Source organism: Pedococcus soli, from assembly GCF_054782575.1.
Genome location: NZ_BAAGSF010000004.1, coordinates 654,536 through 673,581, shown reverse-complemented (window position 1 = coordinate 673,581; position 19,046 = coordinate 654,536). Strand labels below are relative to the sequence as shown.

Sequence of the window (19,046 nt, the reverse complement as noted above, 5' to 3'; positions counted from 1 at the left end):
TCGTGTCCGTCCTGCTGTCGACAGAGCGGCTGCTGCTGCGGCCCTGGCGGGTCGCGGAGGCGCCGGTTCAGCGGGAGCTGTGGACCGAGCGCGACCCGCGAGTCCCGCCGCACCGGCGCCTCGACAAGGAAGGCCACCCGACGCTCGCCGAGCTCGCGGAGTCGATCCGCACCGACGGTGTCTGGACGACCGGGCTGCTCGCCGTCGAGCGCCGGGTCGAGGGCGACGTCATCGGCTACTGCGGCCTGGTCCACTCCGGGCGCGGTTCCGAGGGTGGGGACGAGGGTGGGGACAAGGGTAGGGACGAGCCGGAGCTGGCGTTCGAGCTGCTGCGCCGCGTCCACGGTCAGGGCTATGCGACCGAGGCCGCACTTGCCGTCATCGAGCACGCCCGGGCCGACGGACACCAGCGGCTCTGGGCCACGGTCTGGGACTGGAACACCGCGTCGCGGCGAGTGCTGGCCAAGCTCGGGTTCACCGAGACCGGGCGGACCGAGGTCGTGCCCGGTCGCGGCACCACGGTGTTCACCACTCGCCAGCTCTGACGGCTGCCGCACCGGGTCCCCCCAGGCGCGGGACGGCAGCCGCGGTCCGCCCGGTCACGAGCAGCAGCAGGTCCTGCACCCGGCCCTCGATCGGGATGCCCTCGCCCACGTCGACCGGGCCGTCGGTGGCCACGAGCCGGAAGCCGCGCAGGCGGCGACGGGCGTGGAAGGGCCATCCCATGCGCCATACCCGGTCGAACCCGGCGACGGCGGCGGGCACCGGCATCGTGCGCTCGATCCCCAGGGGCACGGCGATGTCCTGGCCGTGCACCAGGACGTCCAGCAGGACGTTGCGCTCGGTCGTGACGAACGGCATCGTCCGTGCCGCCGCGTCGCGGTCGAGCTCGGCGACGATCTCAGTGGTGGGGCGCTTGGCGTGCTCCCGGGCCAGGTCGCGCCCGAAGGCCCACACGTCTCCCCGGGCCTTGGCCATGCCCAGTGCGAGGGCGGCGACCGAGAAGCCGCTGGGCGTCATCGCGACGTGCGCGGCCACGTCGCGGACCCTCCACTCGGAGCACGGCGACTGCGTCTCCCACTGCTGGGGCGTCAGGTCGGCGAGGAGCTCAGCCAGGCTCCGCCGCTCGGCCTCGACGACCGCCCACCGTTCCTCGACCTCCATGGCGACCTCCACGTCGCACCAATTGGTCAGATAACTTGACTATAGTGCTCCCATGGCTGCGACCGCACAAGACCCGACAGCGCTCGGAGACCTGCTGTGAGCAGACCCGGAGCGCCCCAAGGCCGACGGCCGGTCCTGCCGCAGGACCCGAACCTCGGCGTGCTGCTGTTCATCCCCTCCCGCTCCATGGAGGTGCGGGTCCTCGCGGCGGTGAACGAGGCCGGATACGACGTGACGATGGCGCAGGGCAAGGTCTTCCAGCGGATCGCGCCGGACGGGTCGAGGCTGACCGACCTGGCGGCAGCAGCCGAGGTGACCAAGCAGAGTGCGGGCTTCATCGTCGACCAGCTGGTCGCCAAGGGTTTCCTCGAGCGGGTACCCGACCCGGCCGACGCCCGCGCCCGGCTCATCCGCCTCACCGCGCTCGGCCACGCGGTGGTCGAGGTCGCCCGCCCCGTGCAGCAGCAGATCGAGGCGGAGTGGGTCGAGCACCTGGGCGTCCAACGGGCCAAGGAGCTCTACGCGACCCTCGTGGAGCTGAGGAAGATCACCGACCCGTTCGCGTGAGGGCGCGGTGCTCGGCGACGACGTCCCCCAGGATGCGCAGGTTGGCGTCGACGTCCCGGTCCAGGTCCACCGCCGACTTCCACACGGCCCAGCCGCGCGCCCGTGCCCACGTGTCGGCGTCCAGCCCGATCGCCTCGCGGAAGACCTCGCGGGCCCGACCCGCCAGGAAGGTCCAGGCGATGACGAGGTCGCAGGCCGGGTCGCCGACACCGCTCGTGCCGAAGTCGATGACGGCTGCGAGCCGTTCGTCGCGCACGAGCAGGTTGCCGGTGGCGACGTCGCCGTGGAACCACACCGGGTCACCGGTCCACCGGGTCGTCAGTGCCGTCTGAAACACGTCGAGCGCACCTGCCGCGAGGCCCGGCTCGAGGCGGCCGAACGCCTCCTCGGCCTCCTCGGCGTAGACCCCGAGGTCACCGCCGCGGTGGAACGAGTGCTCGCCGGCGAGGGGACCGCCTGCGGCGGGAGCAGCCCGCAGCGCCCCCAGGAAGCCGGCCAGGTCCAGCGCGAACCGCGTCGACGCCGACCCCTCCGGGACCGTCGACGCCGAGGCGGTCGCCCCCTCGACCCACCGGCGCACCGACCACGGGTGCGGGTACCCCGGTCCCGGTCGCCCGTTCGCGACGACCTCCGGGACCGGCAGGGGCAGGTATGGCGCCAGCACGGGAAGCCAGCGGGCCTCCTTCGCAACGCCCGCGACATACCGCTCGTGGGTGGGGAGGCGGACGGAGAGGTCCTCGCCGAGCCGGTAGGTGCGGTTGTCCCAGCCGTCGACCGGGACCGGCCGGACGGGCAACCCGGCCCACTGCGGGAACTGCTCGTGGAGCAGTCGGCGGACCACGGAGGCGTCGATGCCGGCACGGCCGTCGGGACCCGTGTCATCGGACGACGTCGGCGGGGCGGACTGGTCCAGGCGGTCGGGCACGCAGTCCACCTTGGTGGGCGCGGCGACCCGGCTCAACCGGTTTGTTCACGGCCGGGGAACACGGTGGGGCTGTGCGAGGTTCGACCTGTCGACAGTCCGGCACTGCCGCGAGGGCCGTGCCACCAGCGAAGGAGCAGGGCATGCGCGCGATCTGGAACGACACCGTCATCGCCGAGAGTGACGACACCGTCGTCGTCGAGAACAACCACTACTTCCCGCGCTCCTCGGTGCGCGAGGACCTGCTGCAGGACTCCGACACGACGAGCGTGTGCCCGTGGAAGGGCACGGCGTCCTACCAGTCGATCGAGGTCGACGGACAGGTCAACAAGGACGCCCTGTGGTTCTACCCCGAGCCCAAGGACGCGGCGAAGGAGATCACCGACCGGGTCGCCTTCTGGAAGGGCGTCACCGTCACGCCGTGACGGCCAGCTGAACGCAGGCTGAGCTCGGGGCCCGACTCCGGCGCGCGGGCCGCTCGACGCGATTACGTTGAGCGGGACCGACCCGAGGAGCCCCGATGATCGAGCACGTCCCCGCAGTCCTGAGCCACACCCTCGCCGCCGTGCCGACCGGGGTGGGGAGCGACCTGTTCGACCTCCAGATGCCGGTGCTGGAGAAGGTGATCCGCACCGTCGTCATCTACCTCGGCATCGCGCTGATCATCCGGGTCGCGGGCAAGCGCCTGATGGCGCAGATGAACTCGCTCGACCTCGTCGTCGTCCTGCTCCTGAGCAACGTCGTGCAGAACGCCATCATCGGTGAGGACAACTCGCTGGTCGGAGGGCTGATCGGAGCCGTGGTGCTCGTCGCGTTCAACGCCGTCCTCGACCACTGGTCGATGCGCAGCCCCCGGCTCGCCTGGCTGCTGAGCGGCAAGGCGACGCAGGTGGTCACTGACGGAGTGGTCGACCACCACCAGCTGCGCCGCCTGGGCATGACCGAGGCGGAGCTCACCAACTCGATCCAGCAGCAGGGCGCCACCACCTTGTCCGAGGTGCGCCACGCAGCGCTCGAGCCCGGCGGTTCGGTGACCGTCGAGCTGCGTCCGGACGCCCACACCGCGACCATCGCCGACCTGCGCCGGGCCGTCGACGCCCTCACCGCCCAGCTCCAGCAGGGCGGGCCGGAACGCCCGTGATGGCGCGCCTTCTGCGCGTTTGACCCCATACGGGTCGTATGCCGTGGCTGGACCCCGGATGCGTCCGTTCATGTATCAGGGGGGCACGGCCTCCGCTCCTCTCCCCGTCCGGTCACCCGACCGGGCACGGGGGAAGGAACAGGCATGACTGACATCAGGTTCGACGGGGACTGGATCCTCCTGGAGGGGGCCGTCACGAAGTCCGCGACAAGCGACTTCATGCTCGACACGGCGGGGCGTCGCTCGACGAACACGCCCTACCGGCGGGCGCTCGTCCACGACTTCACCGACGGGTTGACCGTCAACTGGGACCGGGACTACCCGGGTGGCGTCACCATCAACGACACCAAGACCCTCAAGGGGGCGACCAACGGCGACTGGATCGTCGTGCAGTCGCGGGTCACCCAGCACCTCGGCACCGACATCATGCTCGACGGTGGCGCCGAGCGACGCAGGACCACGACGATCTTCCGGCCGCGGGGCACCAAGTCCAGCCCGTACCGCCGCGCCCTGGTGCACGCCTGGGAGGACCAGCTCGTCGTCAACTTCAACCGCGACTACGTCGGCGGCGTCCTCATCGACGGCTCGGTCACGGTGCCGGGCTCGCTCTCGGTCGCCGGGCAGGACGTGGCCACCGTGCTGGCCTCGCTGCAGGCACAGGTCACCGCGCTGACCGGTCAGGTCACGACGCTCACCACCCAGGTCACCGACCTGACGGCCCGCGTCACCGCGCTCGAGACGCCGGTCGGGCCATGACCGTCCTCTCGGTCCGGGAGGCCATGAACGCCATGGGGCTGGGAGGCGTGGTGAACCTCTCGGTGATGCGCGAGGTGATGGGGTTCTGGCAGGGCAAGGCGCCCAACGACCCGACGACGAGCACCCCGGTGGTCGTCAGCCTCGGGCAGGCCTTCGCCGGCCTGAGCGGCCCCCACATCAACGTCAACATCATCAAGGTCGGGTACGACGTGCTGTCCGCCGGCGCCCTCGACACCGAGGAGGCCGCGGTCGACTACGGCATCCACCGGACCCGCCAGATCTACGGCGGGATCGGTCTCGGTGTGGGCCGGGTCGGCTACTACTGGATCACCGCGGCTGCCTCCAACGGGCGCGACGACCTCGGCAGCGACTCGGAGTCCGACACCCTGTCCGACGAGTGGAGCGTGCCGAACGACGGCCTCGACGTCTTCTGCGTCCGGACCATCACCTACGACAACGTCCTGGGCGTCTCACCGAAGCCCGGCGACTGCAGCAAGGGCGGCAAGAGCGACGGCATGATCGGCGGCGAGACCGGTCGGGGCGACCCCGACGGCTGGTCGCGCACGCTGGCGCACGAGATGGGCCACTACCTCGACCTGCCGCACAACCACGGCGACACCTGCCCGACGGCGACCACCGCCCGGGAGAACCTGATGGCCCAGACCCGGTGCTGCGTCACGACGCGCTCCTCGGTGCTCCTCACGAGCAGCCAGGGATCGACGATGCGTGGCCGGTGCCAGGTCAGGGCCGGGAGCTAGGAGCGACCATGCCCACCTACACACCCGTCGACCAGCGGCCGGACGCCGAGCTCGGCCTGTTGGCCCGGGCCATCCGGCCCGATGTCGCCAGGCAGAGCCTCGCGGTCCTCGCCCTGCGCGAGTCCGCGTCCCTGCCAGGCCTGTCCCAGGAGCTCGTGCTGGGTCACGGCGACGACCGCGTCAGGGCGCTGTCGGCCGTCATCCTCGGCCGGATCCCCGGTGCCGCGTCCCAGGAGGCGCTCCTCACCGCGCTGGGGGACCCCGAGCCGACCGTCCAGCGACGCGTCGCCCAGGCCCTCGGCCGGGTCGGTGACAGCCAGGCGCTCGAGGCCCTCGCGCGCCTCCAGCCACCGGAGGACACCCCCGTCGGGAGGGACGTCCGTATGGCGCGCGTGCTGCTCAGCCACCGGCTGGGCGTCGCGGACAGCCTCGTCCAACCCGTCGAGATGAGCACCTTCACCCGCACGCGGGGGGTCCCGATCGCGTGGAAGACCCGGTCCCGGCTGGGCAAGGCGGCCGTGGTCGCCTCGGCCGAGCGGGAGCTGCCGGGGATCGCGTTGACCACGCGCAGCGTCCAGACTTTCACGTGCGGGGACACCCCGGGCGCGCTGGCCGTCGACGCGGGCCTGCGGGGGCAGGCGCAGGAGGGCCGCGACCTGTTCGCCAGTCCTCGCCTGGTCGGGGCCCTGCTTCGGGAGCGGGCCTGCTCCGAGCGCTACACGCTCGACGGGTACGTCCTCACCGACGACCGGGACGGCACGGGTGGTGCCGACGTCCACGTCTGGGTGGTGCGCCCGGACGGGACGGTCGTCCACGAGGGCCGGGCCACGGTCGAGGGCACCTCGGCGCGGTTCTCGGTGGACCGGTCGCAGGCGCCGTACGGGAGCCCGGTGCGCGTGAGCGGCACCTACGACACGGCGACCGGGGCGCTCTCGGTCGACGAGGCGATCGTCGGGCTGCCGAACGTGCGAGCGGCCCAGGCCGCCGCACCGTCACCCCAGGTGCCGGCCGGCGGCTGAGCGAGGGGGCAGCCGACCGGCTACCCGGTCGGCTGCCCCGTCTGCTGCGCTGTCGGCTGCCCGGCCTCGAGGTCGAGGAGGAAGCGCTTGGCGGCCAGCCCACCGGCATACCCGGTCAGGGAGCCGGACGACGCGACCACCCGGTGGCACGGGAGGACGACGCACAAGGGGTTGGCGCCGAGGGCGGCCCCGACGGCGCGGGCGGCCTTGGGGCGATCCACGCGCGCGGCCAGCTCGCCGTACGTCGCCTTCGTGCCGTACCCGACCGAGGAGGCGAGGGTGGGCAGGACGATCCGCTGGAAGTCCGACGCCAGTGCCAGGTCGGTGTGCAGCGTGAACCCGCGCGTGCGCCCGGCCAGGAAGTCGTCGAGCTGGCGACGCGCCTCGTCGAGCTCGCGGGGGTGGCGCAGCACCCGCGGTGAGACCTTCGACGCGAGCCGGGCCAGGACGACGTCCTCGTCCTCCGCGGAGGAGACGAACGTCGAGGCGACCAGAGCGCCAGAAGCGTTGCGGGCCAACAGCATCCGGCCGACAGCGGTGTCCTCGACGACGTACGACACGTCGCTGGGCTCGAGCGTCGGGGGTCGCAGGTCGGGTGTCCACCCGGTCAGGGCGGCGGCGGGATCGGTGGACAGGGTGTTCATGGCAGGTCCTTTCGCAGTGTCGCGAGGGCGTCGCTGACGAGGCGGCGGCTCATCGCGGGCGAACAGCCCAGCGCGGCCGCGATGGTGGGGTGGTCGAGGTCGGCGACGTACTTGAGCACCACGGCCTCCCGCTGCCGCGGTGGCAGGGCGTCGACCGCGGACCACAGCGGTCCGTCGGGCAGGTGGGCGTCGGCGGCCGGTGCTGCGGGTGTGCGGGTGACCAGCGACGCGGGGTCGTCGTGGGGGACGGCCCGGCGGCCGCGACCGCGGTGGGCGTCCATGGCGCAGCGGTGGGTGATGGTGAGCAGCCACCCGCGCAGGTTGGTCGCCGAGCGCAGCGACGGGTAGGCCGCCAACGCCTGGGTCCACGCCTGCTGGGCCACGTCGTCGCCGTCCACCGGCCCGGCCAGGGCGTGGGCGAGGCGGGCGACGTCACGCCAGTGCGCGTCGACGAGATGCTGGAAGGCGGGGAGGTTCACAGCCATGGAACGCGCCACCCCTCCTCGGTGTGAGCCCTGCCTTGAGCCTGCCGGTGCGCCCGACGTGCGAGCGGCTGACGGGTCTCGTGGGTCACCGGCGCGACCGTGTCCGGGTATGGAACCATGGTGACGTGCTCGACGACGCCGTCTCCGCGCGGCCCGCTGCTGTCCCCCGGCGTACCCCGCTGGTGATCGCCCACCGAGGTTCGAGCCTCGCCGAACCCGAGCACACGCTCTCCGCCTACCGGCGCGCGATCGTCGAGGGGGCCGACGCGCTGGAGTGCGACGTGCGGCTCACGGCCGACTCCCACCTCGTCTGCGTCCACGACCGCCGGGTCAACCGCACCTCCAACGGCCGGGGCAGCGTCTCGACGCTGGAGCTGGCAGAGCTCGAGGGGCTCGACTGGGGTTCGTGGAAGGAGGAGCACCGCGGCGACCTCGAGATGCCCGACCGCGACCGCAACATGCTCCTCACGCTGCGCGCCCTGCTGACCATGGTCACCGCCAGCGACCACCCCATGGGGATGGTCATCGAGACCAAGCACCCGACGCGGTACGCCGGGCTGGTCGAACGGCAGCTCGCCAAGGTGCTCAAGGAGTTCGGGCTCGACGGGCCGAGGAAGCCGGGCGAGCACTGGGTGCGGGTGATGTCGTTCTCCCAGCTCGCGGTCCAGCGGATGCGCCAGCTGTGTCCGGACGTGCCGGCGGTGCTGCTCGTCGAGGACTCCGTGCCCCTGCGCTTCCGCGACGGATCGCTGCCCCGAGGGGTCCACGCGGTCGGCCTCGACATCCAGATCGTCCGCAAGTGGCCGCAGACGGTCGCCCGCCAGCACCGCCACGGGCACGAGGTCTACGTCTGGACCGTCGACGAACCGGCCGACGTGCAGCTCTGCCTCGACCTCGGCGTCGACGCCATCATCAGCAACCACCCCGCCGCGGTACTCGACGCTGTGCGTGCAACTCGATAGTCTCCGTCCCTAATCGCCCGCAAACGATGGGATCTGGGCACGGCATGAGCGCAGGACCCCACCCCGACCGCCCCGTGCGGTCCGTCCCGGCTGCTGCCCGCAAGAGCAGCGGCACGGACTCCTCGCGAACCGTCCGCGTCCCGTGGCGTGCGACGAGCGTCGCCCAGGTGCGCCGGACCCTCGTGGAGGACCTCGAGTCCCGCGATGTCGAGTCCGACGTCGTCGACGAGGCCGAGATCGTCATCTCCGAGCTCGTGTCCAACGCCGTGCGTCACGCCCGACCCCTCTCCGACGGCAACCTCCGGGTGCACTGGAAGGTCAAGTCCGGGGTCGTCGAGGTCGAGGTCACCGACGGCGGTGGCGACAGCACGCCCCGTCCCGCTCCGCGCACCATCTGGGCACCCTCGGGCCGCGGCCTGCGGATCGTCCGCTCCCTCGCCCACGAGTGGGGTGTCACCGAGGACCGCGCCGGCTGCACCGTGTGGGCATCGGTCGGCGGCCCGTCCCGCCGCCGCAGCCGCTGACGCCACGTCGTCCGGCCGCTCCACCCCCGACCCCGGCGCCCACACCCCGCCGCCCCGGCCCCGCGGCCCGGAGCGCCCACTAGGGTTTGCGCCATGGGTAAGGCATCACGCCGCCGCAAGCACGGCGCAGACCAGGGTTCCACCGACGCGGCACGCACGAAGGTCGCCCCCGCACCGTTCGTCGCCCGCCCCTTCGAGGGCCTGCCGAACGAGACCGACTGGGTCGCGATGCGCGAGATCCTCCCGGCCGCCACGGCATCGGTGTCGTTCGCGAAGGGCAAGGCCCCCGAGGGTTCCCCCACCGACGTGACCGTGGCGACCGTGCTGCCGATGGCCTGGCCGGGCCTGCACCGCGCCGACGGCACCGTGTTCTTCGGCACCCAGTCCGGGTCGGTCTCCGGCGACGCCTCCCGCGACCTGGCCCTGTGCCTGCTCGCCGCGGCCGACGCCGAGCAGGGCACCCCGATCACCAGCACGCCTGCCGCGACCGAGGAGAGCCCGCGCCTCCAGGACCTGCTCGACCCCGCGACGCCGTTCGAGGTCACGGTCCACGAGGGCTTCGACTTCTGGGTCGGCGACAGCGAGCTCGACGACGACGCCAGGTCGTCGCTGGAGCGCGCCAACGAGTCGGTCATCCCCACGGTCAAGATGGACGCCGCCGCCTCGGCCTACTGGTGCCGGATCGGCGAGCGGACCCACATCCGCCTCGTGCTTCCCGAGGACGAGGACACCGCGACCGACGCCCTGGCCCGGCTGCACGCCGCGGGCGAGAGCGGCCTGGGTGACCCGACCCGCCTCCTCGGCGCCTTCCGCGCCTGCGGCCTGCTCGTGCCGGTCTGGGACCTCGAGCCCGACAAGACCTCGGCCGACTACGAGGGCCCCCTGGGTGACTTCATGACGCGCTACGCCAAGGCCGTCGCCTCGACCGACTCCCTCACCGCGGAGGAGCGCCGGGCGAAGTCCGGGCTGCTCAGCCGCCAGGTCACCCTCCGCTGACGGCTCGCTGAGATGACGTCACCGGGGAACGCGTCCGGCGTCGCGACGCACGTCGCGGCGATCCTGCCCGCCAAGGACGAGGCGGAGCGGATCGCGGCCACGGTCGAGGCCGTCCGCGCCATACCGGGGGTGGACCTCGTCGTCGTCGTCGACGACGGGAGCAGCGACGCCACGGCGGAGCTGGCCGCGGCAGCCGGTGCCGAGGTGGCCAGGCACGCGCGCAACCGCGGCAAGGCCGCCGCGATGACCACCGGCGCCGCGTACGTCGCCCGCCACGAGGGCATCGAGGGCGGCGACCACCCGCGGCCGCTGCTGTTCGTCGACGGAGACCTCGAGGCCTCGGCCGCGAACCTCGGCGTGCTCGTCCCGCCCGTCCTCGAGGGCCGCGCCGACATGACGATCGCCACCCTGCCGCCGCAGAAGACCGCGGGGGGCGGCCACGGGTTCGTGGTCCGGCTGGCGCGCAAGGGGATCGAGGACCTCACCGGATTCTCCGCGGTCCAACCCCTGTCGGGTATGCGGTGCATCTCCCGGGCCGCGTTCGACGCGGCCACCCCGCTCGCCCGGGGCTGGGGGGTCGAGGTCGGCCTGACCGTCGACGTCCTGCTCGCCGGGCTCCGGGTCGAGGAGGTCCCCTGCGAGCTGCACCACCGGGTCAGCGGCAGGGACTGGCGCGGTCAGCTGCACCGGGCCCGGCAGTACCGCGACGTGGCCCTGGCCCTGGCGCGTCGTCGGGCGCGACGCGGCCTGCGCTGAACCACACTGCACCTCATGGGGAACTCGGTGCGCGCGCGGGCGGGTGCTGCCGCTGTCGCCCTGTCCTTCGCCCTGCTGCTCCTCGTGGGGGTCGCCGGCCCCAATGCGGCCAAGCCCGGCCTCGGACCCCGTGGGTGGGCGCCGGGTGACCTCGCGTGGGCCCCGTCCCCGGCGCTGGTCACCGCCCTGCTGTGGGCGGCATACCTGCTCGGTGGTGGCGGGGTCGCGCTCCGGCTGGTGACCGCCGGCCGGACTGCCGCAGCGCGGGCGGCCACCCACGCCGGGGGCCACGCCGGGAACCTCGCCGCACAGGCAGCCGCCCGGTGGCCGGGCTGGCGCTGGCCCCTGTTGCTGGCCTTCGGTGCCCTGCTGACCGGCCCGTTCGGGTCGGCCGACCACACGAACTACGCCGCGTACGGGCGGATCGCGGCCCAGGGCGGCGACCCCTACCTCACCGCCCCGGACGCCTGGCCCGCCTCCGACCCCGTGACCAGCGCGGTCGAACCGCCGTGGAGGGGGACGGTGAGCATCTACGGCCCGTTCGCCACCGCGCTGCAGGCGCTCGCCTCGCTGGTCGGCGGGCCCAACCTGCGCCAGACGGTGTGGGTGTGGCAGCTGCTGGTCGTCGTCGCGTGGCTGCTCGTGCGCTGGCTGCTGCTGCGGGCCGGTGCGGCGCAGCAGCGCGTCGACACGTTGTGGACGTTCAACCCCCTCGTCTTCGGCATCGGCGTCCTCGGCGCCCACGTCGACCTGCTGGCGGCAGCGCTGGCGCTCGCCGCGATCGTGCTCGCAGCGCGGAACCCGTGGCTGGGTGGGCTGGTCGGCGGCCTCGCGGTCTCGACGAAGGTGACGTTCGGCATCGCGGGGGTGGCGCTGCTGGTCGCGTGGTGGGGCCACGAGCGGAGCGGGTTCGCCCGCAGGGCTGTCGCCCTCGTGGTGGGTGCGGTGGTCGTCGTCGTGCCGCTGCACCTGTGGGCCGGGCCGCACGTGTTCGACCAGCTCGACCGGGCCCGGCGGTCCATCTCGCTCGCGACGCCGTGGCGGCTGGTGTTCGAGTGGCTCGCCGGAGGGCCGATGGCCGCGAGCACCGCCCGCGACCTGGTGTCGGTGGGCTCCGTGGTCCTCGCCGTGGTCTTCGTCGTCCTGCTCGCGCGGCTGACCCGCGGCCTCGCGCCCGACACCGCCACCGGGACGGCCGCGCGCTGGGTCGTCGTCCTCAGCGCCGCCTACACGCTGGCCGCGCCCTACTCGCTCCCCTGGTACGACCTGCTGGCCTGGGTCGCCCTCCCCGTGCTGGCACCGGGTGTCGTCGACCTGCTGCTGCTCGGCCGGCTCACGGCGATGGCCGTCGCCTACGTCCCCGGACGCGTGGTCGGGATGACGCGGACCGTCCAGGACCTCACCCTCGGGGTCCGTCGACGAGTGGTGCCGTATGCCGTGCTGGCCGTATGGGGGTGGCTCACCCTCGCCGCGACGCGCGCGTCTTCGCGAGCGAGCGCGCCTCGTCCTCCAGCACCCTGACGCTGACCGCGATGATCAGCGGGACGGCGATGATCGCGCCGTTGGCCGGGATGGCCACACCCGAGTCGTTGATCGCGAACCCGATCGTGAGCATGACGAGCAGCGCGATCAGCCCCGGACGCAGGGTGGGGCACGCCTCGTACGACCGCTCCAGGGCCCGCGAGCCCCATGACGTGGGCCGGGCGAGGATGTAGATGACGAAGACGAGCGCGATGGGGACCAGCAGCGCCAGGCGGTAGTTGCCGAACAGGATCGAGATGTTCTGCTCGAGCTTGCGGCTGACGATGTCCCACGCGCCACCGGTGAACAGGGTGTCGAAGAAGCGGCCGAGGTGGGACTGGTTCTCCACCGCCCGCAACGAGTCGATGAACCCGACGAGCAGGAACAGGCCGACGGTGACCCCGCCGATGAGGGCGCCGCGCCGCCACGTCATCCGGATGCCGAGGATCGCGAGGACGAGGTAGGCGAGGCCGGGCAGGAGGGCGGGTGGTCCGCCGCCGTCCGCACCCCACCCGGGGTAGCCGTCGACGACGACCGCGGCCAGGCCGATGACGAGGGTGGCCAGGGCGGCGCGTCGCTGCTCCCCGCGCTTGACGTAGTAGCTCGAGACCGCGATGCACAGCAGGAGCGCGGAGGTCGCGAAGAGCGCGAACGTCACGTTCCCCATGCCGTAGAACCGGCCGCCGACCACGGGCTGCAGGCCCATGAGCGAGGAGATCTGCAGGCGGCCACCGAGCATGACGTCGCCGCCCAGGACGAGCATCGTCGCCAGGGACACGACGGCCAGGGGGCCGGTCAGGCGCCGCCCCCACGGCCCGAGGAACGCGATCGCCGAGATGATCGCGACGAACAGCCCGACCGAGGCGACGATCGCCAGCAACGGCACGGGGAAGCGCCACCACGGGATGAGGTTGGCGAGGAAGGTCGAGGCCGGCACGGTCGACGCGACGATGGCGACCCGCCGGGTGATCCGCAGCAGGCGCAGGCGCAGCGCGGTCGAGCCGAAGTCGCGGCGCCAGACGATGGCAGTGAGCAGGTAGATCGCGAGCTGCGTGTAGACGACCCCGTTGAAGAAGGTCGGCACCAACGGGTGCACCTCGTGGCTCGCCTCGTCGAAGTCGACCAGCGCCCGCAGCCGGTCCCGCGCTGCCTCGGCGGAGTTCGCGCCGGCCGAGCCGCGGGTCAGGGTGGCCCCGCCGAGCGAGCCGGGCACCGGGACCGCGGCGGCGCTGAGCAGCGTCACGGTGAGGTCGGCCGACTGCACGAGGCCCGGCTGGCGGGTCGACTTCGAGGTGAGGGTGCCGGGTCCGTAGCTGGGGCCCTTGGCGGCGATGAGGCGCAGGCGCTCGCTCGACCCGGCGTCGGAGAGGCTGGCGACGATGACGTCCGACCCGCTCGGTGCCGCCTGCAGGACCTCGCCGATGCGGGTGTCGATGGCGCCGGCCTGCCGGGCGCGGTCGCCGGCACCCTGCGGCGCGGCCTCACCCTTCGGCAGGTCCGAGGGGTCGCGCAGCGCGCCCACGTCGACGAGCGTCACGCGGCACGCCGACAGCAGCCCGGTGAGCTTCCCCGCGTCGTAGTCGGCGTAGCGCGGCACCGCGCCGGAGGAGTAGGCCGCGCCCACCCCGGCACCGGGCCCGACCGCCTGGACGCACTGCTTGTTGGAGGCGAGAGTCTCGCCGAGGGTGCCCAGCGTCGAGTCGAACTTCTTGTCGTTCGCCGACTTCACGTAGCCGTTCCAGCCGGGCACGACCCCGCTGTCGACGGTCGGCACGGGCGGGCACGGGTCGGTGGTGCTGCGCGCGCCGTTCTTGCCCGGCCCGTCGGCTGCGGCACGGTTGCCCGCCGACAGGCTCAGCCAGCCGTCGATCGGGCAGGTGTTGGTGAACACCGAGCGCACCGAGATCGCTGCCGTCGAGCCGTCCCGCAGCAGCGACCACAGGGCGGGGGTGGACTTCTCGCTGACGTCGCTCCACGTGAGGCCGCCGGTGCCGACGAGGATGACGGGCTTCGCCGCGGGGAGCGGTGCCGCCGCCGAGGATGACGGGGCTGTGGTGCCGGCGGCGCTGCTGGTGGCGACGGGGACGAGCACGGCCGACACGGTGGCGAGCAGGCCGACGAGGCAGAGCAGGGCGCGGCGGGTCACCGGTACAGGCTACGGGTCGACACACGCGCAAGAATGGGGGCGTGACCACGACGACCCGCCCTGCGGCACCTCCCGGCAGCCGCGACGTGCGGTGGTGGTCGTCGTTGGCCCGTGCCGCCGGACGCCTCGGCTCCGCCGTCGCGGGCTCCGCGTCGCGCGCCACCGGCCGGTATGCTGCGTGGTCGCCTGCCGTCCGCTGGTCAGTCGCCACCTTGGTGATCGCCCTGGCCGCCTCGATCCCGGTGCTGCGGTACCTCGTCTTCTGGCCGATGGACCAGTGGCAGGTCGACGTCGAGGTCTACCGCGAGGCCGGGGTGTCGATCCTCACCGGTCGGCCGGTCTACTCGGCGATGACCGAGGCGCCCCAGCTCCTGCCGTTCACCTACCCGCCGTTCGCGGCGATCATCGCGATCCCGTTGGCACTGCTGCCCTTCGGGGTGATCGGGTGGCTGTGGACCATCGCCCAGGTCGCGGCGACGACCGCCATCGTCTGGTACGCCGGGTGGCGCCTGATCCACCGCACCGGCTCCCTCGCCCCCCTCACCCTGGCGCTGCTCACGGCGCCGATGCTGTGGCTGCACCCGGTGTCCGACGGCCTGCGCTTCGGGCAGGTCAACGCGTTCATGGTCCTGGCGTGCCTGATGGACCTGCGCCGGCCGCGCCCGGGGGTGCTGCGTCGCATACCGCCGGGGGTCCTCGTCGGGCTCGCCATGTCGATCAAGCTCACCCCGGGCGTGTTCGTCGTGCACTACCTCGTCAACCGGCGCTGGAAGGAGGCCGCGACCGCGGTCGGCACCGCCGTCGCGGTGACCGTCGGGTCGTGGCTGCTGCTGCCCGAGGCATCCTTCGCGTTCTGGGGAGGCGCACTGCAGGACCCGGCCCGGCTCGGCCCCAACGCCGGCACGTCCAACCAGAGCATCCGCGGGTTCCTCCTGCGGGTCGGGCCCGACGGCCTCGCCGGCAACGTCCTGTGGCTCGTCCTCGTCGCGGTCGTCGGGGTCATCGGCTACTCGCTGGCCCGCCGGGCGTACCGCGCGGGCGACTCGATCAGCGAGGTGGCCGCCGTCGGGCTGATGGCCGTGCTGCTCTCGCCCGTCGCCTGGATCCACCACCTGCACTGGATGGTCGTCGTCGTGTTCGCCGTCCTCGGTGCCGACCCGCTGCGCGACCGCCGACGGGTCTGGGCGGCGGCCGCGATCACCGGGTTCTTCCTCTGCCGGATGCCGTGGTGGGGGATCTCCTGGCTCAACCAGCGCAGCTGGCCGCAATGGCCCGGCCGGATCCTGCAGAACGCCGACACGTTCGGGTCGCTGCTCGCCCTCGGCCTGCTCTGGTGGGCCCTGCACCTCCCGGCAGCAGCCCGTCGCTCCGACGCCGACCTGCGTGACGTGGGTGCCGGCGGGGTCGCCGAGGTGGGCGCTGACGGCGCTGACGGCGCTGACGGTGCGGACCCGGGTCTCTACGGCGCCGACCTGGGCGCGGCCGGCGCCGGCTCACCGGCCAGCGACCGCCCGGTGGTGGACGCACGATGAGGGTCGCCGTGCTCGACGACTACCAGGCCGCCTTCGGCCAGCTGGAGGCAGCGCGCCGTCTCGCCGAGGCGGGCCACGAGGTCGTGACGTTCGCCGACTCGGTGTCGGGCCCGGCGTTGGCGGGACGGCTCAGCGGGTTCGACGCGGTCGTGCTGCTCCAGCAGCGCACGGCCCTGCCGCGTGAGGTCGTCGACCACCTCGACACCGTCCGCCTCGTCAGCCAGACCGGCCGCAACACCGGTCACCTCGACCTCGCCGCACTGGCCGAGCGGGGCATCACCGTGAGCGCCGGCGGCGCCGGGTCGGCGTCGACGACCGCCGAGCTGACCTGGGGCCTGATCCTCGCCTCGCTGCGCCACCTGCCCGCCGAGGTCGCCCGCCTCCGCGCCGGCCAGTGGCAGGGTTCGGTGGGCACCTCGGTCGCCGGGAAGACCCTCGGCATCTACGGTCTCGGACGGATCGGCAGCCAGGTCGCCGTCGTCGGCAGCGCCTTCGGGATGCGGGTGCTCTGCTGGGGTCGAACGGGTTCGCAGGAGCGCGCGCGGGAGGCCGGGTTCGAGGTGGCAGTGAGCCGCGAGGAGTTCTTCTCGTCGGCCGACGTCCTGTCGCTGCACCTGCCCCTCAACGACGACACCCGCGGCATCGTCACCGCTGAGGACCTCGCCCTGATGAAGCCGGGCGCCCTGCTGGTCAACACCTCGCGCGCCGGCCTGATGGAGCCGGGCGTCCTTGCTGCCGCCGTGTCCGCGGGACGCCCCGGCCGCGCCGCGGTGGACGTCTTCGAGGACGAACCGGTCCTCGACGCGTCCGACCCGCTGCTCGCCCTGCCCGCCGTGACGGCGACACCCCACCTCGGCTACGTCGAGTGGGACGTCCTCGACAGCCTCTACACCGCTGCCGTCGACCAGGTCCTCGCCTTCGCCGCCGGCGAACCGATCAACCTCGTCACCCCCTGACCGGCGGGGTGGGAGTCGGACGGGCGTCGGCCAGGAGTCGGCGCCCACGCTGCATACCCCTCACCCGCCCGGCCGAGGGGCGGCAGACCGCCGCGTCGCACGCGGCACCCTGCCACCGCTCGTGACAGGTATGGCGCGCAGCGCGGCGGTCAGCCGCCGAAGACGCCGGCGATCTCGAGGGCGGTGACGGCCGCGAGCAGGAGGCAGACGCCGCCTCCGACGCGACGGATCGTCGCGAGCTTCACCCGCGACAGCAGGACGCGGCCGATGATCGTCGCCAGGCCGGAGATGGTGACCAGCGCGAGGAACGCGCCCACGAACACCGAGATCGGGTCGTGGTAGCGCAGCACCAGGGTCGCCGTGAGGATCTGGGACAGGTCGCCCCACTCGGCGAGGAACAGCACCCCGAACGACACCCCGATGGCCTTGAGCCCGACCGCGGTGGCCGCGCCCTTGTGCGAGAACTCCTCCTCCGCCTCGGCCTCCTCCTCGTCGGCCTTGGACGCGCCGCGCAGCAGCAGCACGCCGCCGATGAGGAACATCGCAGCGGCGAAGACCTCGACGGGGGTGCGTGGCAACCGGGCGAGCAGCCCACCCACCGAGACGGCCACGAGGGTCTGGACGAGGAACGCCAGCGACACCCCGATCCACACGAACAACGGCCTGAACCGGGTGGCCAGCACGAGGGTGGCGATGAAGGTCTTGTCGGGGAGCTCCACGAGGAAGATCGCGCCGAAGACGATGGCGGCGGTGACGAGGCTGAATTCCATATCGCGTCGACTGTATCGACGTCGCGCCAATACGCTTCCGGGGTGTCCGACTCCGCCCTGACCCTCGTCGCGCTGGTCGTCGCGGTGCTCGCCCTGGCCGTCGCCGCGCTCGCCGTCGCGCAGGCCGGTCGGGCCCGTGCCCAGGTCCGGGTCCTCGAGACCCAGCGACCCGTCGGTGCCGGCGACCTCGCGGCCCTGCGGGCCGACATCGCCCAGGCGCTGCGCCATGTGGCGGTGGTGCGCTACGACGCCTTCGGCGACATGGGCGGACGGCTGTCCTTCAGCGCGGCCGTGGTCGACGACCGCGGCGATGGCCTCGTCTTCTCCGCCATCCACGCACGCGGCGAGTCCCGCACCTACGCCAAGGGTGTCGTCGGTGGAGGCTCGGACGCGACCCTGACGCCCGAGGAGCAGCAGGCGCTCGCCGCTGCCCGCACCGGATCCCAGAAGGCCTGACGATGACCGAGACGACCGACGCCGGCTCCCGCACCTACGCCTACCTCGGGCCCGAGGGCACCTTCACCCAGATGGCGCTCGCCGCCTGGGCCCCGTCCGCAGGCGCGCAGCACCGCCCGTGCGGCTCGGTCGACGCAGCCCTCGCCCTCCTGCGGGCCGGGGAGGTCGACGGCGCGATGGTGCCGATCGAGAACTCTGTCGAGGGCGGTGTCAGCGCCACGCTCGACGCCCTCGCCAGCGGCGACCCGCTCGTCGTGGTCGCCGAGGTGCTCGTCCCCATCACCTTCGTGCTCGCCGCCCGCCCCGGTATGGCGCTCGCCGACGTCCGTGCGGTCGGCACCCACTCGCACGCCTGGGCGCAGGTCCGCGGCTGGATGGACGCGAACCTCCCCGACGCGACCTACGTCCCCACGCTGTCGACCGCCGCCGCGGCGGCAGGGCTGGTCGGGACCGCCGGCGAGCAGGCGGCATACCAGGCGGCGGTCTGCGCGCCCGTGGCGGCGAGCAACCATGGGTTGGAGGTCCTGGCCGAGGACATCGGTGACAACGCGGCGGCGGTGACGCGATTCGTCCTCGTCGCGCGGCCGGGCGACCTCCCCGAACGCACCGGAGCCGACAAGACGACGCTGGTGCTGTTCCAGCGCGACGACCACGCCGGTGGCCTGCTCGAGCTGCTGGAGCAGTTCGCCGTGCGTGGGATCAACATGTCGCGCCTGGAGTCACGCCCCACGAAGGCGTCGATGGGCAGCTACTGCTTCTCCATCGACATCGAGGGCCACGTCCTCGACGAGCGCGTCGGCGAGGCGCTGCTGGGGCTGAAGCGGGTCTGCGCGGAGGTGCGGTTCCTCGGCAGCTACCCGGCGGCCCACGGCACGGCGGTGCGCGTCACGCCGCACACGACCGACGAGGCGTTCGGCGAGGCCCGCACCTGGCTCCACTCCCTGCGCGCCTGAGCGCGCCACCCCGCCCCC

At 73.1% G+C, this 19,046-nt stretch carries 22 protein-coding genes; 16 read left to right on the top strand and 6 right to left on the bottom strand.

The genetic code is table 11. The features are described from left to right. The first annotated feature begins 2 nt into the window (after positions 1-2). A complete protein-coding gene (locus ACYVKF_RS09245; protein ID WP_460966221.1) occupies positions 3-545 on the top strand; it encodes a GNAT family N-acetyltransferase in 543 nt (180 codons plus the stop codon). On the opposite strand, the gene ACYVKF_RS09240 is transcribed toward ACYVKF_RS09245, so the two are convergent. Next, positions 526-1,164 (bottom strand): maleylpyruvate isomerase family mycothiol-dependent enzyme, encoded by a 639-nt coding sequence (locus tag ACYVKF_RS09240; protein WP_460966220.1) that lies wholly within the window; start codon positions 1,162-1,164, stop codon positions 526-528. The genes ACYVKF_RS09245 and ACYVKF_RS09240 overlap by 20 nt on opposite strands. Positions 1,165-1,260: 96 nt before the next feature. Here ACYVKF_RS09240 and ACYVKF_RS09235 point away from each other — a divergent pair, with 96 nt between their 5' ends. Next, the gene (locus ACYVKF_RS09235) at positions 1,261-1,731 is read left to right on the top strand and encodes a MarR family winged helix-turn-helix transcriptional regulator (RefSeq protein WP_460966219.1); all 471 of its coding nucleotides are present in this window, start codon (positions 1,261-1,263) and stop codon (positions 1,729-1,731) included. On the opposite strand, the gene ACYVKF_RS09230 is transcribed toward ACYVKF_RS09235, so the two are convergent. Further along, entirely contained in the window at positions 1,712-2,656 is a 945-nt protein-coding gene (locus ACYVKF_RS09230; RefSeq protein WP_460966218.1) for an aminoglycoside phosphotransferase family protein, read from the bottom strand. The genes ACYVKF_RS09235 and ACYVKF_RS09230 overlap by 20 nt on opposite strands. 140 nt (positions 2,657-2,796) lie before the next feature. On the opposite strand from ACYVKF_RS09230, the gene ACYVKF_RS09225 reads away from it, so the two are divergent. The 5 genes from ACYVKF_RS09225 to ACYVKF_RS09205 all read left to right on the top strand — a co-directional run bounded on the left by ACYVKF_RS09225 (position 2,797) and on the right by ACYVKF_RS09205 (position 6,327). After that, a complete protein-coding gene (locus tag ACYVKF_RS09225; RefSeq protein WP_056916011.1) occupies positions 2,797-3,078 on the top strand; it encodes a DUF427 domain-containing protein in 282 nt (93 codons plus the stop codon). A gap of 95 nt (positions 3,079-3,173) precedes the next feature. Continuing rightward, positions 3,174-3,794 carry a DUF421 domain-containing protein gene (locus ACYVKF_RS09220; RefSeq protein ID WP_460966217.1) on the top strand — a complete coding sequence of 207 codons (621 nt, stop codon included), beginning with the start codon at positions 3,174-3,176 and terminating at the stop codon, positions 3,792-3,794. A gap of 144 nt (positions 3,795-3,938) precedes the next feature. Continuing rightward, entirely contained in the window at positions 3,939-4,550 is a 612-nt protein-coding gene (locus ACYVKF_RS09215) for a hypothetical protein (protein ID WP_056916010.1), read from the top strand. Continuing rightward, on the top strand, positions 4,547-5,308 hold the full coding sequence (locus tag ACYVKF_RS09210; protein ID WP_460966216.1) for a hypothetical protein: 762 nt from the start codon (positions 4,547-4,549) through the stop codon (positions 5,306-5,308). Before ACYVKF_RS09215 ends, ACYVKF_RS09210 begins: the two co-directional genes overlap by 4 nt. An 8-nt stretch (positions 5,309-5,316) precedes the next feature. Further along, positions 5,317-6,327: a HEAT repeat domain-containing protein gene (locus tag ACYVKF_RS09205; RefSeq protein ID WP_460966215.1), complete on the top strand. Its 1,011-nt coding sequence runs from the start codon at positions 5,317-5,319 to the stop codon at positions 6,325-6,327. A gap of 20 nt (positions 6,328-6,347) precedes the next feature. Here ACYVKF_RS09205 and ACYVKF_RS09200 read toward each other — a convergent pair whose 3' ends face one another. Further along, a complete protein-coding gene (locus tag ACYVKF_RS09200; RefSeq protein ID WP_460966214.1) occupies positions 6,348-6,971 on the bottom strand; it encodes a methylated-DNA--[protein]-cysteine S-methyltransferase in 624 nt (207 codons plus the stop codon). Then, positions 6,968-7,456, bottom strand: coding sequence for an RNA polymerase sigma factor (locus ACYVKF_RS09195; protein ID WP_056916007.1), 489 nt, complete (start codon positions 7,454-7,456; stop codon positions 6,968-6,970). The genes ACYVKF_RS09200 and ACYVKF_RS09195 overlap by 4 nt, the downstream gene beginning before the upstream one ends. A gap of 125 nt (positions 7,457-7,581) precedes the next feature. On the opposite strand from ACYVKF_RS09195, the gene ACYVKF_RS09190 reads away from it, so the two are divergent. The 5 genes from ACYVKF_RS09190 to ACYVKF_RS09170 all read left to right on the top strand — a co-directional run bounded on the left by ACYVKF_RS09190 (position 7,582) and on the right by ACYVKF_RS09170 (position 12,215). Next, positions 7,582-8,418: a glycerophosphodiester phosphodiesterase gene (locus ACYVKF_RS09190; RefSeq protein ID WP_056916006.1), complete on the top strand. Its 837-nt coding sequence runs from the start codon at positions 7,582-7,584 to the stop codon at positions 8,416-8,418. A gap of 44 nt (positions 8,419-8,462) precedes the next feature. Continuing rightward, positions 8,463-8,942: an ATP-binding protein gene (locus ACYVKF_RS09185; RefSeq protein WP_082553421.1), complete on the top strand. Its 480-nt coding sequence runs from the start codon at positions 8,463-8,465 to the stop codon at positions 8,940-8,942. Between the two features lie 93 nt (positions 8,943-9,035). After that, complete coding sequence (locus ACYVKF_RS09180) at positions 9,036-9,938, top strand: DUF5926 family protein (RefSeq protein WP_460966213.1); 903 nt, start codon at positions 9,036-9,038, stop codon at positions 9,936-9,938. A 12-nt stretch (positions 9,939-9,950) separates the two neighbouring features. Continuing rightward, positions 9,951-10,694 (top strand): glycosyltransferase, encoded by a 744-nt coding sequence (locus ACYVKF_RS09175; protein WP_460966212.1) that lies wholly within the window; start codon positions 9,951-9,953, stop codon positions 10,692-10,694. A 15-nt stretch (positions 10,695-10,709) separates the two neighbouring features. After that, positions 10,710-12,215 (top strand): hypothetical protein, encoded by a 1,506-nt coding sequence (locus ACYVKF_RS09170; protein ID WP_460966211.1) that lies wholly within the window; start codon positions 10,710-10,712, stop codon positions 12,213-12,215. Here ACYVKF_RS09170 and ACYVKF_RS09165 read toward each other — a convergent pair. Further along, entirely contained in the window at positions 12,154-14,361 is a 2,208-nt protein-coding gene (locus tag ACYVKF_RS09165; protein WP_460966210.1) for a hypothetical protein, read from the bottom strand. The genes ACYVKF_RS09170 and ACYVKF_RS09165 overlap by 62 nt on opposite strands. 41 nt (positions 14,362-14,402) lie before the next feature. On the opposite strand from ACYVKF_RS09165, the gene ACYVKF_RS09160 reads away from it, so the two are divergent. Both ACYVKF_RS09160 and ACYVKF_RS09155 read left to right on the top strand, forming a co-directional pair. Further along, on the top strand, positions 14,403-15,893 hold the full coding sequence (locus tag ACYVKF_RS09160) for a glycosyltransferase 87 family protein (protein ID WP_460966209.1): 1,491 nt from the start codon (positions 14,403-14,405) through the stop codon (positions 15,891-15,893). Continuing rightward, positions 15,890-16,849, top strand: coding sequence for a D-2-hydroxyacid dehydrogenase family protein (locus ACYVKF_RS09155; protein ID WP_460966208.1), 960 nt, complete (start codon positions 15,890-15,892; stop codon positions 16,847-16,849). Before ACYVKF_RS09160 ends, ACYVKF_RS09155 begins: the two co-directional genes overlap by 4 nt. Positions 16,850-16,998: 149 nt before the next feature. On the opposite strand, the gene ACYVKF_RS09150 is transcribed toward ACYVKF_RS09155, so the two are convergent. After that, entirely contained in the window at positions 16,999-17,619 is a 621-nt protein-coding gene (locus ACYVKF_RS09150) for a TMEM165/GDT1 family protein (RefSeq protein WP_460966207.1), read from the bottom strand. A 42-nt stretch (positions 17,620-17,661) separates the two neighbouring features. Here ACYVKF_RS09150 and ACYVKF_RS09145 point away from each other — a divergent pair, with 42 nt between their 5' ends. Beyond that, complete coding sequence (locus ACYVKF_RS09145) at positions 17,662-18,075, top strand: DUF4446 family protein (RefSeq protein WP_056915999.1); 414 nt, start codon at positions 17,662-17,664, stop codon at positions 18,073-18,075. A gap of 2 nt (positions 18,076-18,077) precedes the next feature. Beyond that, positions 18,078-19,028 carry a prephenate dehydratase gene (pheA, locus tag ACYVKF_RS09140; protein ID WP_056920152.1) on the top strand — a complete coding sequence of 317 codons (951 nt, stop codon included), beginning with the start codon at positions 18,078-18,080 and terminating at the stop codon, positions 19,026-19,028. The last annotated feature ends 18 nt before the right edge of the window (positions 19,029-19,046 follow it).

Coding starts and splice junctions, on each gene's coding strand:
- ACYVKF_RS09240 (WP_460966220.1), bottom strand. CDS start 1,164: ATGGAGGTCGAGGAACGGTGGGCGGTCGTCGAGGCCGAGCGGCGGAGC.
- ACYVKF_RS09225 (WP_056916011.1), top strand. CDS start 2,797: ATGCGCGCGATCTGGAACGACACCGTCATCGCCGAGAGTGACGACACC.
- ACYVKF_RS09220 (WP_460966217.1), top strand. CDS start 3,174: ATGATCGAGCACGTCCCCGCAGTCCTGAGCCACACCCTCGCCGCCGTG.
- ACYVKF_RS09215 (WP_056916010.1), top strand. CDS start 3,939: ATGACTGACATCAGGTTCGACGGGGACTGGATCCTCCTGGAGGGGGCC.
- ACYVKF_RS09210 (WP_460966216.1), top strand. CDS start 4,547: ATGACCGTCCTCTCGGTCCGGGAGGCCATGAACGCCATGGGGCTGGGA.
- ACYVKF_RS09205 (WP_460966215.1), top strand. CDS start 5,317: ATGCCCACCTACACACCCGTCGACCAGCGGCCGGACGCCGAGCTCGGC.
- ACYVKF_RS09200 (WP_460966214.1), bottom strand. CDS start 6,971: ATGAACACCCTGTCCACCGATCCCGCCGCCGCCCTGACCGGGTGGACA.
- ACYVKF_RS09195 (WP_056916007.1), bottom strand. CDS start 7,456: ATGGCTGTGAACCTCCCCGCCTTCCAGCATCTCGTCGACGCGCACTGG.
- ACYVKF_RS09185 (WP_082553421.1), top strand. CDS start 8,463: ATGAGCGCAGGACCCCACCCCGACCGCCCCGTGCGGTCCGTCCCGGCT.
- ACYVKF_RS09180 (WP_460966213.1), top strand. CDS start 9,036: ATGGGTAAGGCATCACGCCGCCGCAAGCACGGCGCAGACCAGGGTTCC.
- ACYVKF_RS09175 (WP_460966212.1), top strand. CDS start 9,951: ATGACGTCACCGGGGAACGCGTCCGGCGTCGCGACGCACGTCGCGGCG.
- ACYVKF_RS09170 (WP_460966211.1), top strand. CDS start 10,710: ATGGGGAACTCGGTGCGCGCGCGGGCGGGTGCTGCCGCTGTCGCCCTG.
- ACYVKF_RS09155 (WP_460966208.1), top strand. CDS start 15,890: ATGAGGGTCGCCGTGCTCGACGACTACCAGGCCGCCTTCGGCCAGCTG.
- ACYVKF_RS09150 (WP_460966207.1), bottom strand. CDS start 17,619: ATGGAATTCAGCCTCGTCACCGCCGCCATCGTCTTCGGCGCGATCTTC.
- pheA (WP_056920152.1), top strand. CDS start 18,078: ATGACCGAGACGACCGACGCCGGCTCCCGCACCTACGCCTACCTCGGG.